Origin of the sequence: Vibrio scophthalmi (assembly GCF_040869025.1) — a bacterium.
In the GTDB taxonomy this organism is placed as follows: Bacteria; Pseudomonadota; Gammaproteobacteria; order Enterobacterales; family Vibrionaceae; genus Vibrio; species Vibrio scophthalmi.
Genome location: NZ_CP134271.1, coordinates 548,443 through 562,031 on the forward strand (window position 1 = coordinate 548,443; position 13,589 = coordinate 562,031).

At 45.1% G+C, this 13,589-nt stretch carries 13 protein-coding genes; 5 read left to right on the forward strand and 8 right to left on the reverse strand.

Annotation, left to right across the window (positions count from 1 at the left end; genetic code table 11):
• Positions 1 to 12 precede the first annotated feature (12 nt).
• Both ppnN and xni read left to right on the forward strand, forming a co-directional pair.
• On the forward strand, positions 13 to 1,380 hold the full coding sequence (gene ppnN, locus RJD38_RS02410; RefSeq protein ID WP_005598962.1) for a nucleotide 5'-monophosphate nucleosidase PpnN: 1,368 nt from the start codon (positions 13 to 15) through the stop codon (positions 1,378 to 1,380).
• Positions 1,381 to 1,474: 94 nt separating this feature from the next.
• Positions 1,475 to 2,254 (forward strand): flap endonuclease Xni, encoded by a 780-nt coding sequence (gene xni, locus RJD38_RS02415; protein WP_065430744.1) that lies wholly within the window; start codon positions 1,475 to 1,477, stop codon positions 2,252 to 2,254.
• A 104-nt stretch (positions 2,255 to 2,358) separates the two neighbouring features.
• Here xni and RJD38_RS02420 read toward each other — a convergent pair whose 3' ends face one another.
• From RJD38_RS02420 to RJD38_RS02440, 5 genes are all read right to left on the reverse strand, one after another.
• A complete protein-coding gene (locus tag RJD38_RS02420) occupies positions 2,359 to 3,690 on the reverse strand; it encodes an IS4 family transposase (RefSeq protein WP_065430246.1) in 1,332 nt (443 codons plus the stop codon).
• A 154-nt stretch (positions 3,691 to 3,844) separates the two neighbouring features.
• A complete protein-coding gene (gene rlmM / locus RJD38_RS02425) occupies positions 3,845 to 4,936 on the reverse strand; it encodes a 23S rRNA (cytidine(2498)-2'-O)-methyltransferase RlmM (RefSeq protein ID WP_005598966.1) in 1,092 nt (363 codons plus the stop codon).
• Positions 4,937 to 5,332 (reverse strand): DUF423 domain-containing protein, encoded by a 396-nt coding sequence (locus tag RJD38_RS02430; protein WP_005598968.1) that lies wholly within the window; start codon positions 5,330 to 5,332, stop codon positions 4,937 to 4,939.
• A gap of 1 nt (position 5,333) precedes the next feature.
• Entirely contained in the window at positions 5,334 to 5,966 is a 633-nt protein-coding gene (locus RJD38_RS02435) for an alpha/beta fold hydrolase (RefSeq protein WP_065430745.1), read from the reverse strand.
• The gene (locus tag RJD38_RS02440; protein WP_005598972.1) at positions 5,956 to 6,870 is read right to left on the reverse strand and encodes a transcriptional regulator GcvA; all 915 of its coding nucleotides are present in this window, start codon (positions 6,868 to 6,870) and stop codon (positions 5,956 to 5,958) included. The genes RJD38_RS02435 and RJD38_RS02440 overlap by 11 nt, the downstream gene beginning before the upstream one ends.
• Positions 6,871 to 7,433: 563 nt before the next feature.
• On the opposite strand from RJD38_RS02440, the gene RJD38_RS02445 reads away from it, so the two are divergent.
• Positions 7,434 to 8,605 (forward strand): IS3 family transposase gene (locus RJD38_RS02445; RefSeq protein ID WP_156773151.1). Its coding sequence is split into 2 segments (ribosomal slippage): positions 7,434 to 7,716 and positions 7,716 to 8,605, totalling 1,173 coding nucleotides; the frame shifts between segments, so codons are not numbered across the junction.
• 204 nt (positions 8,606 to 8,809) lie between these two features.
• Here the strand turns inward: RJD38_RS02445 and thiI are convergent.
• The 3 genes from thiI to pomA all read right to left on the reverse strand — a co-directional run bounded on the left by thiI (position 8,810) and on the right by pomA (position 12,142).
• Entirely contained in the window at positions 8,810 to 10,258 is a 1,449-nt protein-coding gene (gene thiI / locus RJD38_RS02450; protein WP_005598979.1) for a tRNA uracil 4-sulfurtransferase ThiI, read from the reverse strand.
• Positions 10,259 to 10,420: 162 nt separating this feature from the next.
• Complete coding sequence (locus RJD38_RS02455; RefSeq protein ID WP_065430749.1) at positions 10,421 to 11,368, reverse strand: flagellar motor protein MotB; 948 nt, start codon at positions 11,366 to 11,368, stop codon at positions 10,421 to 10,423.
• 12 nt (positions 11,369 to 11,380) lie between these two features.
• Entirely contained in the window at positions 11,381 to 12,142 is a 762-nt protein-coding gene (gene pomA, locus RJD38_RS02460) for a flagellar motor protein PomA (protein WP_005598983.1), read from the reverse strand.
• 297 nt (positions 12,143 to 12,439) lie between these two features.
• On the opposite strand from pomA, the gene xseB reads away from it, so the two are divergent.
• On the forward strand, positions 12,440 to 12,682 hold the full coding sequence (gene xseB / locus RJD38_RS02465; protein WP_005598985.1) for an exodeoxyribonuclease VII small subunit: 243 nt from the start codon (positions 12,440 to 12,442) through the stop codon (positions 12,680 to 12,682).
• Between the two features lie 20 nt (positions 12,683 to 12,702).
• Positions 12,703 to 13,587: a (2E,6E)-farnesyl diphosphate synthase gene (gene ispA, locus RJD38_RS02470; protein ID WP_005598987.1), complete on the forward strand. Its 885-nt coding sequence runs from the start codon at positions 12,703 to 12,705 to the stop codon at positions 13,585 to 13,587.
• Positions 13,588 to 13,589: the final 2 nt, after the last annotated feature.

The window sequence follows — 13,589 nt, forward strand, 5'->3', positions numbered from 1 at the left end:
AAGGAGGTCACTATGATCACCCACATCAGCCCAGCGGGTAGTATGGATTTACTTTCTCAACTTGAAGTTGAGCGCCTTAAAAAAACGGCATCCAGTGATCTTTACCAACTCTATCGCAACTGTACGCTAGCCGTACTTAACTCAGGCAGCCACACCGACAACTCAAAAGAGCTGCTCGAAAAGCACAAATCGTTTGATGTTAACGTGATGCGCCGTGAGCGTGGTATCAAGCTCGAATTAACCAATCCACCTGAGCATGCTTTCGTCGATGGACAAATTATCAAAGGCATCCAAGAACACCTGTTCTCGGTGCTACGTGACATTGTCTACGTCAACATGCATTTGGCTGACAACCAACGCTTAAACTTAACCAATGCCACCCATATCACCAACTTGGTGTTTGGTATTTTACGTAACGCAGGCACCCTGACCCCAGGCCTTGAGCCAAATATGGTGGTGTGCTGGGGCGGCCACTCCATTAACCCTACCGAATATCAGTACACCCGTGAAGTGGGTAACGAAATGGGGTTGCGTGAACTGAATATCTGTACCGGTTGTGGACCGGGTGCGATGGAAGGGCCGATGAAAGGCGCTGCGATTGGTCATGCCAAGCAACGTTATACCTCGCAACGCTATCTTGGTTTAACAGAACCTTCAATTATTGCTGCAGAGCCGCCAAACCCAATCGTGAATGAATTGGTGATCATGCCCGATATTGAAAAACGCCTTGAAGCGTTTGTACGTATGGCACATGGTATTGTGATCTTCCCTGGCGGCCCAGGCACAGCAGAAGAACTGTTGTATATCTTGGGTATCATGATGCACCCAGAGAACGCCGAACAACCGCTGCCAATCGTACTCACTGGCCCTAAAGAGAGCGAAGCTTACTTCCGCTCAATCGACCAATTTATTGGTGACACTTTAGGTGAAGCGGCGCAAAAACATTACCAAATCGTAATTGATGATCCGGCTAAAGTGGCCAAAATCATGAAGCAAAGTATGGATCAAGTCCGTCAACATCGTAAAGATACCGGCGATGCTTATAGCTTTAACTGGTCACTAAAAATTGAACCTGAATTCCAGTTACCGTTCGATCCGACCCATGAAAACATGGCCAGTCTTGATTTACATCTCAATCAACGTCCAGAAAATTTGGCTGCGGCACTGCGCCAAGCCTTCTCTGGTATTGTTGCCGGTAACGTAAAAGCAGAAGGTATCCGTGAAATAGAACGTCACGGCCCATTCATCTTAGACGGCGATAGAGAACTGATGAAGAAAATGGACTTATTGCTAAAAGACTTCGTCACCCAGCACCGCATGAAACTCCCCGGCAATACCGCTTACGAGCCATGCTATCGAATCTCAACCGATTCAAAATAGTCATTGATACATTGGGATATCGCCGTCTCTGGCTGGCTTTATCCCACACTTCATTTACAATAAGGGCCTTGAGGCCCTTACTTTTTAAACGCTTATGTCTATTCATCTTGTCATTATCGATGCTCTAAACCTGATTCGCCGCGTACACTCTGTACAGCCCGATCCTACCGACATTGCAAGAACGATAGAAACCACAGGGCGAACCCTCACCCGTATTATCAATGAAGCGCAACCGACACACATCGTCGCGGTGTTCGATCATCACCTGCAAGAACGCGGTTGGCGCGCGGAAATTCTGCCTGAATACAAACAAAACCGTAAACCCATGCCAGAGCCGCTACTCAAAGGGCTTGACGCGATTCAAGACGCATGGTGGAAAATGGGCATTGATTCGCTGCTCTCTGATGGTGATGAAGCTGACGATTTGGTGGCAACCTTAGCGATTAAGGTCGCAAGCCACAACGAGAAAGTCACCATCATATCCACCGATAAAGGCTACTGTCAGTTGCTTTCTCCAACGCTGCAAATTCGTGACTACTTCCAGCATCGCTGGTTAGATGCACCTTTTATAGAAAAAGAGTTTGGCGTGAAGCCAAGTCAATTGGCCGATTATTGGGGATTAACAGGCGTCAGTTCTAGCCAAGTTCCGGGGATCCCTGGTATCGGACCAAAAGCAGCCAAAGAGATCTTAACGCAATTTGATACCATTGAGCAGGCTTATAGCGCTGACGAACTGGTGAAAAAGTACCGTAAAAAGTTTGATGAACATATCGAAATGGCGCGAACTTGCCGCCAAGTTGCGCAGCTAAAAACCGATATTGAGTTAGGTTTTAACCTGCAAGATTTACGCTACGAAGGGCCGAATCAAGCATAACTTGATGTTACTGTGATTGTTACTCTGATTGCTGCAGGCCGTCGACAACACGAACGCAAAACCCAGCAGAAAAACAAAAAAGCTCCCATTGGGAGTAATGCCAGTCAGTTAAGCTGACTGGCATTTTTTCTATTTGTCGCATATTTCTTGGGTTTCAGTTTCACCCAACGAGGATAATTTCTATCGTCTCTTCGGGGTGGTAGGATAAACATGGATATTTGCTGTAGTAGCACTTCATAGTGTTTAGGGAGTTTCCCTGGACTCGTTAAAGGTAAAGCTGCAAAGTATTGAGTCACAGCCATGGCACTACTCGTAAAGCTTAATTGGTTCGGCCAAACGCTATCTAAATTACTCGCTGCCTTTGTCATAACCTGCCTTATAAGGTTATAGGCTAACAAAATCCCCCAGAGCTCCTGTCTAACCATATCTGGGCGCTTACTTCGCAATGTATATTCACTATCAAGCAAGGTTTGCTTCATTTCTCTATAGCCTAATTCGATTTCCCAGCGATAGCGATAGAGCTCTACAATGTCTTCTCCAGGAAAGCGCAACCCATCACGCATTGAGGTAAGAACCTGATACTCCTTACCTTTGATGACTTTCGATACCAACCTTGCTTCTATTATTTCAGGCAGGTCACTGAATTTCTTCCTTGCCTGAGGTGATGTTTTTATAGCAACGATAGCATCACTCTGGCTGTATTTATGGACAACGTCATACTGAAAGTCTTTTCTCACAGGGAGCATCCAATGCCTTTCTTGACCGACTTTGTTCCAGCGATTAAGCAGTCCTAAAGAGTAATATCCTTTGTCAAAAATAGTCAGTGATTGATCTGGCGTTTGTTCAATAAGCTCTTCTGCGAGACGCATTTCGCTGGTGCGATAGTCAGAGAATGCACTATCGATTAGCTGATGACTTGTAAGCTCCATCAAGCAAACCATACGGATCTTAGGGTAAATATTCTCAGATGATTGATTGCACTGCGCTTTAAACTCTTGATGATTTTCGGGTGTATCTGTCGTTCTCCAAACGACACCATCGACGGATAGAAGGTTTAGTCCACACCAAGTTTCGAAGTTAGACGACTGATAGCTGTGCGCAGCCATCTTCTTAAAGACTTGCTTTACACCTTCTTCGCCTAATCTCTGTCTCGCTTGAACAACAGCACTTGGTGCAACAAAACGTCGTTTGTCTGGCAGGACAATATCGAGTTGGTTAGCAATATCCCAAACAGATTGTTGACGAAAGAGACTCATTCCAACAACGGACCAAAGTACGGCTTCTAAAGGTAACCGTCTTCTTCTAACGGTTGCGACACCAGCTTGCTCAAAACCTTGCTGGATAAGCTCTGGACTAAGAATGTCAGAGTATTTATCAAAGTGGTGGAAGGTATTACACGACCGAAAAGTATTGGCAAGTTGGCTTTCTAAAGACATAAAAAATCCGATATTAGTTTCCTAATATCGGATTTTGAAGCCTTTTGAGGATCGGTCAAATGATCTCACAAATTTCTTAACTGATCGGCATTACCCATTGGGAGCTTTTTAATTGACCATACATACTCAACGCATCGTTGCGATAGCGCTTGGTTTAGTAAGGCGAGATGTTCGACAAGCTCTGTACATGAACAGTAATTTCTTCACGATCATGGTAAAGATGTTTCGCTTGCAGCTTAAACTTCACGTCGTTTTTAATTAGGAATACTTTAAGGTTTTCGATATCTTGCAGTACTTCGTCGTAACGACCTTTCATTGGCAGTTTAAGGTTAAAAATCGCCTCTTTTGCCCAGCCACTAATGATCCACTCACCCATCAGTTGCGCCACGCGTGATGGTTTTTCAATCATGTCACATACCAGCCAAGTCACGTTCTTACGTGGTGGCTCAAACTTAAAGCCATCTTCTTGGTGATGTTTTACTTGACCAGTATCCATCAGGCTTTGCGCCATCAGACCATTGTCCACTGAGTGAACGAACATTGAACGTTTCACAAGTTGGTAAGTCCAACCGCCTGGGCATGCACCCAGATCGACACCCCACATACCAGAAGCCAAACGCTCATCCCACTCTTCGCGAGGAATAAATACGTGAAACGCTTCTTCCAGTTTCAACGTTGAGCGACTCGGCGCATCTGCTGGGAATTTCAGACGAGGAATGCCCATGAAGAACTGTGAGTTATTAATCGGCAGTGAGTAACCAATATAGCAATGACCCGGCTCAACGAAACAGATATGCAATACCGGTTTCTTCGGGTTATCTTTATTAAACAAGATACCTTTACCACGCAACGCTTGGCGCATTGGCACGGTAAACTTACGGCAGAACTTGAGCAGCTCTTTCGCTTCATTAGTATCCGGTGTTTCAATGCGTAGATCACCACACATTGGCATGCCATCCGCTTCGCTCAGTTCTTGCAGAATTGGCGAAATACGGTCTTCACGTGGCAAGTCGGTCAGTTCAACAGCAACGGCAAACATTTGGCGAGCAAAGATCAGCGATTTGAAATCTAACGACTTCACTAGCTTAGCTGCATCACCTTGTTGGTAACACTCAAACAACACGAATCCAGAGTTTTTTTGAACGCGCGGAAAACCGAACACTTCCAGCGAACTCGCTCGATCTTGAATTTCACCCGCACACTCTTTCTCAAAGCCAGGACGGCAATAGAGCATTAGTTGTTTCACTTACTCACCTCTGTTGTTCTGTAGTGCTGCATAGACGAACAAAGCCCAACCTAACATAAAGGTCATGCCACCTAGCGGAGTAATTGGTCCAAACCATTTAATTCCACTTAGCGCTAAGGCATAAAGGCTGCCGCTAAAACAAAAGATGCCGATAATAAAGCAAATCGCGGCGATGAAAAAATACTTTTGCGCTTTTGCACTGACTTTGTTCGTCATTAGGATGCCACAAGCAATGATCGCCAATGCATGGATAAATTGATATTGGACACCAATATTAAAGACTTCAAGTAGATAGGGTGACAACATTGCTTTTAAGCCGTGCGAAGCAAATGCCCCTAACGCAACACCAATGCCTGCTAAAAGTCCCCCAGCCGCCAGCACATTATTCGCTTTCATACTACTCCTCGGCCGTATCGTAGAGTTCAAAAATATACTGACTCAATCTTTCAACCGCTAAATCAATATTACCCTGCTCAGTAAACCCCGATCGTTTACGCGGCTTGAAGCCATGATCGCCATCAGGAATAAAGCTACTGCGTACACTCGGGGCTAAATCAAACTGTTCAAGCTCATCACGAGTTCCAAAAGTGTCACGTTCACCTTGGAGAATCAGACACGGCTTGTTCAACGTCGCTAAGTGTTCACCTTTAAATTTTTCAGGTTTGCCCGGAGGGTGGAAAGGGAAACCTAAACAAGCAATACCCGCAACCAGAGGATGCTCGCTCAATAAGCTCGCCATGCGCCCGCCCATCGACTTACCGCCAATCACTACCGGTTTATCGGTGTATTGTGCGATGATCTGCTCAAAGGTTTCGAGTAATTTAGGCGCACGATCGGGTGGGCGTTTGGTACCGAGTTCAGCGCGTTGCACCATATAAGGAAAATTAAAGCGTACTACGCGAATGCCTTTTTCAACCAGCCCCATGGCGACTTGCTGCATGAAGGCATGATCCATTCCCGCTCCGGCGCCATGGGCAAAAATGAACAGCGGCGCATTCTCAGCGCCATCAATAATTACCTTATTCGTCATCTTCCAATAATTCCTCTTGCTCGCTGTGTGCTTTCGCTAGCATCCAATCGCGGAAGGTCGCAATTCGGCCCATATCAGCCTGTTTCTCATTGCAGACCACATAAAATGCATTTTTTGACACCAATACTTCATCAAACGGGGCAATCAAACGACCCGCTTCCAATTCAGGCTGCGCTAATACGTTATTGCCTAACGCAACACCTTGGCCATGCGCCGCCGCCTGTAGCACCATGGTTGAGTGGCTAAAAATTGGTCCATGATTTAAATTCACGCCCTCAACACCATGAAATTTAGCAAAATGCTTCCAATCTTTACGTGACGTATCGTGCAATAAGGTATGGTTTTTCAGATCACCTAATTCTTCTAATGGCTTAGCGCCTAATAATAGTGACGGCGAACACAGTGGGATAAGAAACTCTTGGTAAAGTTTATCGGCTCGTAATCCCGGCCAATTACCTCGTCCATAATAAATCGCCACATCCACATCATCAGTTAATGAACCTTCATCCATATCAACGGCTTTAATGCGTACATCAATATCTGGTTCTTGCTGATTAAAATCCGCTAAGCGAGGAACCAACCATTGAATCGCAAAACTCGGCGGCAAACTAATGGTTAGTGCGCCTTTTTCACTGCGCTCAAGCACTTTATCTGTCGCTTCAGCTAATGAAGTAAAAATGTCTTTGATGTCGAGAAAGTAACTTTGCCCTTCCTCCGTCAACAACAATGAACGGTTACGACGGCGGAATAACTTCAAGCTAAGAAACTCTTCTAACGCCTTGATTTGATGGCTAACTGCTGCCTGCGTCACAAATAATTCCTCTGCCGCACGAGTAAAACTCAAGTGGCGAGCCGCGGCTTCAAATACCTTCAACGAGTTCAAAGGGGGTAATCTTCTGGACATAGGCGCCTTCAATAAATTGGATTAGTTTTTTTAATCTGAAACATTATAAAATGTCCATTGCCTGACGACCAGAGAAATTCTATATTTCGTCTCGCAATACAAGCCTGAACGGCTTGGTTTCTTTGAAATCAATTGGCTTTGTTGTTGCGATGTTGTGTTTGCAAACTCGTATTTCGAGTTGGGTAGAATTTCTACCATGGTTTTGTCTCATCAATCCCAGAGACGAAACGTATACTTCCTGTATTTATTTTGACCTGTCTGTCAAATTTTTTCGCACCGCCTATAGGCGGTGTTTTTTTATGCCTAAAATTCGCTCTCGGCTCTCTTTTCTCGCTTCTCTTTTCTCGCTTCTCTTTTCTCGCTTCTCTATTCTCGCTTCTATACTCTCATTCAGCATAAAGATTCCCTACTCCTTCCTTCGTCAGTCTAGGGAATGACGACGTTCGTATATTATTGGCTAACAACCAAACAAAAAACCACCTCGTCATTCCCTACAGCGAGGCACGAGCGTGATATGGAATGACCCCAATAAAGTAGACACTCAATATTGGAATTAGAGTGCTATGAAAGTAAAAACAGTCCGAAAACATTCAGACGATTTCAAGAAACAGGCCGTACAGCAATCTTTAGATTCTCCAGATACCGTAATATCAGTGGCGAAATCATTAGGTATTTCCCCTAGTTTACTGTCCAAATGGAGGACTGAAATGACCTCTCAAAAAAACACCTCACCCCCTCTTCCTAACACAGGGCCGGAAAAATCCGTTGTTCAATTAGAAAAAGAAATTCGAAGACTGAAAAAACGTCTTGAAATGGCGGAGATGGAGAACGAATTCTTAAAGGAAGCGAAAGTCTACTTCGACAGCCTAAAAGAATAAGATTTGAATACATTCTAAAATATACGAGCATTCAGCGACCTGTGATAAGGCTGTGCCAATGGCTAGGCGTATCGTCTGCTGGTTACTATAAATGGCTTCATCGAAAACCAAGTGTGCGAGAGCAAGGCAATGACAGTTTGCTCGACTTCCTGAAAGAGGAAAGTGATAGGCAACATTGTATCCCCGGCTACCGGAAGCTATGGGAAGCCGCGGTGGCTTATGGTTTTATTTGCAATAAGAAGCGAGTTCAAAGGTTATTGCAGTCATTAGGTTATCGTTCCAAGGCCAGTAAAAAGCGTCATGGTCGAGCACCTAGACAGAAAACGCTTATGCCTGCGTACAATCTTCTCAACCGCCAATTTGACGTAAGTAAGCCAAATCAAGTTTGGGCTTCGGATATAACTCAAGTTCGATGTAAAGAAGGCTGGAATTACCTTTGTGTCATATTAGATTTGTATTCGCGAAAGGTGGTCGGGTGGTCAACAAGTCGTATAAACAGCGCTTGTTTAGTGCTAAAAACGCTGAATAAGGCATGGAAAAGCCGCCGACCAGATGGCCGGAAGTTAATGTTTCATTCGGACCAAGGTGTTCAATATCGAGCGCTAGAAACTTTACGATGGCATAGGAAAAAGGCGATTACCGTGAGTATGTCGCGTAAAGGAAATTGCTGGGATAATGCCTGTTCAGAAAGCTTCTTTGCTCAGTATAAAAAAGAGTGGATTAGCAATCTAGGTGGGATGTCTCGTCAGGAAATGACAATGCAAAGTCGACTTTATATCGATACGTATTACAATCCAGTAAGAAGACATGGGACTCTAGGTGGAGTGAGTCCCATAGATTTTGAACTAATGAATTAACCCTCAGTGTCTACTTTTAAGGGGTCATTCCACCAGGGAATCTCGCTTTTCTCGTCTCTCGCCTTCTCCGCTCTCGCTTCTCTCTTCTCGCTTTCTCTATTCCCACAAAAACAAAAAAGCGCAAACCGAATCAACGATTTGCGCCTTTATTCTCAGTCATCGATGCACTAACCATGCACCAACACTAACGTCGTTCGCCTCTGGCTATGGACGGTAAACTTTCACGTTAGCAAAGCCTTGCTCTTGCAAGTAAAGCGCTTGCAGACGGCTCATTACACCGCGCTCACAGTAAAGAAGGTAGGTCTTACTCTGGTCAAGATCACCAAACTGAGTGCCTAGCTTGTAGAACGGTAGGTGTTTTACTTCAACACCATCAATCTCAAGTGGGCTCTCGTCTTCTTCATCTGGGCTACGAATATCAAGCACAACAGCATTCTCTTCAACCGCTTGAACTTGCTCAACTTCAGGAACCGCTTCTTCCGTTTGTTTCGCAATTTCACGGATATCCATGCTGCGCGCTTCAAGAACAACACGCTCTAGGATATCAAAGTCAAATTTCGCTTCTTCAGCTTCTAGCTTCGATTTCACCGCTTTCACTGTTGGCTTTTTAGAAATAACACCACAGTATTCAGGCATCGTTTTTGCAAAATCTTCGGTACCAATATCACGCGCAACGTTGATGATGTCTTCTTTATCCCAGTTGATAAGAGGACGTAGAATCAAGGTATCTGTCACGTTATCAATATGACGGAGGTTGGTTAGCGTTTGGCTCGATACTTGGCCTAGAGCTTCACCTGTCACAAGCGCTTGAATATCATACTTCTCAGCAATCATACCTGCCGCACGCATAAACATGCGCTTCAGGATAACGCCCATTTGGCCGTCATCGACTTTTTCAAGGATTTCAGCAACAACAGGATCAAAGTCCACCGAGATGAAACGCACTTTGGCTGATGAGCCATATTTGTTCCATAGGTAATGCGCGACTTGTTTAACACCAATCTCGTGTGCAGGGCCACCAAGATTGAAGAAACAGTAGTGCACTTTTGAACCACGTTTGATGTGCAGGTAGCTCGAAACGCCTGAGTCGAAACCACCTGAAATCAGGCTCAATAGATCTTCTTGTGTCCCTAGAGGGAAACCACCTAGGCCTTTATGACGCGCAAGGATCTGGTTCAGTTTATCGTGGTCTACTTCTACTTTAATCGTCACATCTGGCGATTTCAGTTTCACTTTTGCGGTTGCAACGGCTTGGTTTAGACCGCCACCAACATAACGCTCTAGTTCGATAGAGGTAAAGTCATGTTGACCACGACGTTTAGCACGTACCACAAACGTTTTGTTTTCTACCAATGGGCCGCTAAGTTCTAGCACTTGCTCATAGATATTGTGTAAATCGGTAAATTCTGACTGCTTCACTTCCAGTACATGATGAATGCCTGGTGTGTGTGTCAGGATTTCTAGTACTTCTTTGTAGTACTGATCGCTCTCTGACGTGACTTCAATGTGGTCGCGACGGTTAAATACCGCAACAGCCGAAGTACGGTTTCTGATAATGTTGCGAATGTTCCCTTCAAGAATCTTTGTGAAGCGTTTTCGCACCGATTCACTTTTTACAAAAATTTCTGGATGAGGTTTTACAATAAATTTCATACTTCACTTCACTGGTTAACAGTTATTCGCAATCATCATCAATATACCGGCCGTTTATTCACGAGCATCACAGTATAGAGATCCTAAGGGCGCGGATTATACATGATGAAAAGAGCATAAAAAAGACGAGCGTGATGCTCGTCTTTTTAGTTTAGTCATTTATTAGTGACCGATAGCGGGAACTTCATCGCTATAGAGCGGTTTACCTTGCATAATACTGATCTCAACCCGACGGTTTTTCGAACGTTGTAGTTCAGTATCATTAGGCCCCAACGGTTCCGTATCGGCCATGCCACGAACACGCAAGCGCTGATGAGAAAAACCACGGACCTTCTCCATCTCTTGCGCGACAGACACCGCACGCTGCGCGGAGAGATCCCAATTTGAACGATACAGTTCCGAATCTAAACGTTGATTGTCGGTATGACCTGAAACGCGAACGATCCCCGGAACATCCTTGACCAACTCAGCCACCTGACGCACCAACGGACGGAACTTAGGTTGCAAGAACGCAGAACCGGCTGGGAATGCCCCTTTCTCACGAATTCGAATCACAATCTGTTGACCGAGGTTTTCGACTTCAATTGCACCATCTTTGATCTCGCGTTCTAACGCTTTTTTCAGCGCTTCAGACAAGGTCTCCATCTCTTGCGACATCTCAGATTCTTGCGATTGTTCTTTATCTGATTCGGTATTCTGATTGTCTTTGGTTGACGTTTCTGGTGATTGACCACCGGTCAATTTACCTTTCTCACGTTGGGTGCCACCAGCACGATCTGACTCACCTTCATGAAACTCTAGCGTCTGCTGAGTAATGTCGATGGTCTGCTGCATAATCACATCGATCGGCGTCGGCTCTGGGCGACCAGGGCGGAATTCCTGAGCGATAATGCTGGTGCCTTTAGGAATATCTTTCACTTCTAGTCGATTCTGTACACCGAAAGCAAACTTCATCGAACCCGCGATTTGTTTAAACTTCAGTACGTCCATCTCTGAAAATGACAACAGCAGTACGAAGAAACACATTAGCAGCGTCATTAAGTCTGAAAATGTCGTCATCCATAACGGGGCACCCGGTGGGGGACATTTACAGTCGTTCTCATCATCCATAGCGATTCCTTACTAACCGTCCACGTCGATGGCTCGTTTGCCTTCATTGAGGTAATTTTTCAGGTAGCTATCAATCACGCGCGGGTTTTGGCCATCTTGAATTGCCAGCACGCCATCCATGATCAAACGACGATTGAGTTTTTCTTGTTCACGACGCAGTGACAATTTATCGGCAATCGGGAAGAACACCATGTTAGACAATACCGCACCGTAGAGTGTGGTTAAAAGTGCCACCGCCATTGCAGGACCAATCGACTTCGGGTCGTCCATGTTGGAAAGCATCGCAACAAGACCCACCAAAGTACCGATCATCCCCATCGCGGGGGCAACATCACCATAGGCTTTAAATACGCTAGTGCCTTTCTCATGACGCTCGTCCGTTAACGCGATATCTTTTTGCAGTGCCGAACGCACCACATCAGCATCATGGCCATCAACCAGTAAGTCGATCCCTTTTTGCATGAAGCTGTTGGTAATTTCCATCTCTTCAAGTGCTAAGAAACCACCTTTACGCGCGGCATCCGCCATTTCGACAATCTTAGCAATCAAATCTTCTGGCTCATCGGTTTTAAACATGAATGCTTTGCCAGCAATTTTTGCTGCGCCAAAGAATTGCCCCGCGGTGAACTTCATCAACACAATAAAAGAAGAACCGCCAATTACGATTAAGATAGACGTAGTATCGACGAACATCCCTAGGCTTCCGCCTAGTAGCATCGCCATAATAACGAATGCGAAACCGCCAATGAGTCCAATTAGCGTTGCTAAATCCACAAAGCACTCCTCATGCTAACCTTTTAAACTTTCTCTGGAATTATATCGGCTGCGGTTGTGAATCTTTAGCTTTTTATTGGTATCACACTCACATTCTCCCCAAATGAATGGTTACTTTTGTTGCGCGAGTAGCGTTCTGTAACCAAATTGATACTCAACACCAACAGTCATAAGCCGTTTTTAATGCGACATTAACCCTGTTTAAGCTCGATTTTTACCACAATTTTCCGCGGTTAAATTTGACCATCATTAGCGGCTAAGGTAACTTTCGTGCATCTTTCCTAATCTAGAAATATTATGGCGAGCAAGAAACCTGAAAATATGACCTTTGAGGCGACCATTGACGAGTTAGATACCATCGTTGAAGACTTAGAAAATGGAGATTTAGCGCTGGATGATGCGCTGAAGAAATTTGAGCGTGGCATCTCTTTAGCTCGTGCAGGCCAAAGCAAACTGAATGACGCCGAACAGCGCGTTAGCATCTTATTGCAAAATGACGATGACGCACCGTTATCTGATTTTTCCTCTCAGCCTGAATAATACCGTTAGAAGATTACTGTATGCTTGAAGCATTAACATCGTTTCAACAACGAAATAGCCAGCAACTCGAATGGTGGCTAGAGCAATATCCACATCAAAATCAAACGCTGATTGAAGCGATGCGTTACGGCCTTTTACTAGGCGGAAAACGTGCACGTCCATTTTTAGTCTATATCACAGGGCAAATGCTAGGTTGTGACGTCGAGCATCTCGATACGCCAGCCTCCGCCGTTGAATGCATTCATGCTTACTCGCTGATTCACGATGACTTGCCCGCGATGGACGACGACGAACTGCGTCGTGGCCAAATGACTTGCCATATCAAATTTGACGAAGCGACCGCGATTTTAACTGGCGATGCACTGCAAACAATGGCTTTTACCATTTTGGCTGAAGGTCAACTTAATCCGATCGCCGAAGCACAACGTATTAAAATGGTACAAGTGCTGGCACAAGCCTCTGGCGCAGCCGGCATGTGTATGGGTCAGTCGCTTGACCTGCAAGCGGAAAATCGTTTGGTCAGCTTGAGTGAGTTGGAAGAAATTCACCGTAATAAGACTGGCGCATTGATGAAATGTGCGATTCGTTTAGGCGCACTCGCCGCTGGTGAAAAAGGCGTTGAAGTATTGCCTTTACTGGATAAATACGCCGATGCCATCGGTTTAGCATTCCAAGTACAAGACGATATTTTAGATATCATCGGCGACACAGAAACCCTTGGTAAGCCACAAGGCTCGGACCAAGAATTAAATAAAAGTACCTACCCGGCTTTGCTAGGATTAGAGGGTGCTGTAAATAAAGCTAACAATCTATTAGAGGAAGCGCTTCAAGCTTTGCAAGCGATCCCCTACAATACCCGATTACTAGAAGAGTTCGCCCGATACGTCATCGAGCGCAAAAATTAACA

Excerpts from the sequence above, each read along its gene's own strand:
- ppnN (WP_005598962.1), top strand. The coding sequence starts at position 13 with ATGATCACCCACATCAGCCCAGCGGGTAGTATGGATTTACTTTCTCAA.
- xni (WP_065430744.1), top strand. The coding sequence starts at position 1,475 with ATGTCTATTCATCTTGTCATTATCGATGCTCTAAACCTGATTCGCCGC.
- RJD38_RS02420 (WP_065430246.1), bottom strand. The coding sequence starts at position 3,690 with ATGTCTTTAGAAAGCCAACTTGCCAATACTTTTCGGTCGTGTAATACC.
- RJD38_RS02430 (WP_005598968.1), bottom strand. The coding sequence starts at position 5,332 with ATGAAAGCGAATAATGTGCTGGCGGCTGGGGGACTTTTAGCAGGCATT.
- RJD38_RS02435 (WP_065430745.1), bottom strand. The coding sequence starts at position 5,966 with ATGACGAATAAGGTAATTATTGATGGCGCTGAGAATGCGCCGCTGTTC.
- RJD38_RS02440 (WP_005598972.1), bottom strand. The coding sequence starts at position 6,870 with ATGTCCAGAAGATTACCCCCTTTGAACTCGTTGAAGGTATTTGAAGCC.
- thiI (WP_005598979.1), bottom strand. The coding sequence starts at position 10,258 with ATGAAATTTATTGTAAAACCTCATCCAGAAATTTTTGTAAAAAGTGAA.
- RJD38_RS02455 (WP_065430749.1), bottom strand. The coding sequence starts at position 11,368 with ATGGATGATGAGAACGACTGTAAATGTCCCCCACCGGGTGCCCCGTTA.
- xseB (WP_005598985.1), top strand. The coding sequence starts at position 12,440 with ATGGCGAGCAAGAAACCTGAAAATATGACCTTTGAGGCGACCATTGAC.
- ispA (WP_005598987.1), top strand. The coding sequence starts at position 12,703 with ATGCTTGAAGCATTAACATCGTTTCAACAACGAAATAGCCAGCAACTC.